The 2,379-nt window shown below is 28.1% G+C and carries 1 protein-coding gene; it reads right to left on the reverse strand.

What is annotated here, in order from left to right; genetic code table 11:
- Positions 1–2,215: type I restriction endonuclease subunit R (locus tag WBG30_RS14425; protein WP_424505349.1), on the reverse strand; the 2,215-nt coding region annotated here is incomplete at its 3' end.
- Positions 2,216–2,379: the final 164 nt, after the last annotated feature.

Here is a 2,379-nt window from a genome sequence, read left to right on the forward strand (position 1 = left end):
TTATGAGATCTCTAAAGATTTCTATAAACGTTGCTTTATCCCCTTCATCTTCCAGGGCATCCACACTGTTTACAGTAGGAACAAACTCTTTTAGTTCTTTTATCTTTTCATTAAATTTATCCAAATAAAATTCATAGGGTTTCATCAATACTTCTTCACTGGCTTTCCCATCTGAATAAAGAGTTATAGCCTCGTCTACCTGTTCTTTTAAGTTTCTAAAACAAACTATGTTTCCGTGAGACTTTTCTTCATTTAATATCCTATTGGTCCTTGAAAATGCTTGTATCAACCCATGATATTTTAAATTTTTATCCACATAAAGGGTATTTAGAGTTTTACTATCAAATCCAGTTAAAAACATATTTACTACCAATAAAACATCTATTTTTTGTTCCTTTACATTTTTGGCTATATTTTTAAAATAAGCATTATATCCATCTTTAACATTGAGTGAATAGTTTCCTCCATAAGTCTTATTATAATCTTTCATAAACCTTTCCAAAGCATCCCTTGAATCGTGATCTACCTCACTAGCTTTTAGATCATCCATCCCAATATTACATTCTATATTTCCTTTTTCTTCATTTTCCAACTTTTCTGCTATCAGATTTTCATTAGCTGCAAAACTAAATATTGTAGCTATCTTCAGTTCTGGAGCTTTTTCTTTAAAAATATCATAATATTTTCTTAAAGTTTTAATATTACTAATTGCAAAAATCGATTGATACTTCTTTGTAAATGTTTTTCTAGTGTGATTAGATCTAATGTATTCTACTATTCTTTCCAGTCGCTTAGGATCTTCATATAGTTCACCAGTATCTATATCTTCTACCATTATTTCATACTCTGATCTTCCATCTTCTTTTTTTACATATTTACCTATATATTCTACTGAAAATCCCAAAACATTATCATCTTTTATAGCATCTTTTATAGTATATTCATGTAATCTATCCCCAAATAAACTTTTAGTAGTTTGATTTTTTATAGCATTTTTTTCCAGTATCGGAGTTCCTGTAAACCCAAACATTTGATGGTTGGAAAAATACTCTTTAATCTTCTTATTTGTTTCTCCAAATTGTGATCTGTGACACTCATCAAAGATAAATATAAATTTTTCATCTTTAATTTCTTCCATTTTTTTACTGTGCCTAAGTTTTGATATTGCATTGTTTAACTTCTGAATAGTTGTAATTAATAGAGGCTTATTTGGATCCGTCAGATGTTTTACCAATTGACTGGTATTATCAGTACCATCTACACTTCCTTTCTCAAAACTATTAAATTCTTTTTGTGTTTGATAGTCCAGATCATTCCTGTCTACTACAAATAAAACTTTAAAAATCCCCTCTGTTTTTGTAAGAAGCTGACTGGCTTTAAATGAAGTTAGTGTTTTTCCTGATCCTGTCGTATGCCAAACATAACCATTTTTATTTCCATTTTCTACCTGCTCCATAATTCTTTCTACAGCATAATACTGATAAGGACGAAGAATCATAAGGCATTTATGTCCATTATTCAAAACAATATATTTAATTATCATCTTAGCTAGGTGGCATTTTTCCAAAAATACTTCTGCAAATTCATCCAAATTGGTTATACTTTTATTTTTTTCATCTGTCCAATCAAAAGTCTGTTTCCACAGGTTTCTAAGATCTCTATTATTAGCATAATACTTAGTATTTACTCCATTAGAGATTACATATACCTGAATATATCCAAATAAATTATGCATAGTTTGATGGTTATATCGAATAGTCTGGTTATATGCTTCTTTTATCTCTATACCTCTTCTCTTCAGCTCTATTTGAACCATAGGTAAACCATTGATCAAGATAGTTACATCATATCTATTTTCTATTTTATTTTTTGGATTTACCATTGTTATCTGATTACTTACCTGAAATATATTTTGACACCATTTTTCCTGATTAAAAAATTCTATATGCCTTTGTTCTCCATCATCTAATATAATTTTTGCTTTTTCCCTTAAATTTTTAGATTTTTCATAAATAGTTACAGGTTTATCTAAATATTGTATTACCTGTTTAAACTCCTCATCTGAAAATTCTATATTATTATGTTTTCCCAATTGTTTTCTAAAATTTTGAGAAAGGTCATATTCATCTTTTATAATTATCCTTTCATACCCTTGTCCTGCCAATTGACTTATTAATTTTTCTTCAAGTACAGCTTCACTCTGTCTACTAGTCATTTTACACTCCTATAAACGTTTATTATCCTTAGTATATCTTTTATCTATCTTCTTTTCAACGTATTTTATATGCAGATTACTAAGGAAAATAATTAATAGTTAATAGTTAATAATTATTAATTGATTTTACCATCCCTTAATAACTATAAGATTAATCTATATAT

The organism is Psychrilyobacter sp., assembly GCF_049671765.1.
Lineage (GTDB): Bacteria > Fusobacteriota > Fusobacteriia > Fusobacteriales > Fusobacteriaceae > Psychrilyobacter.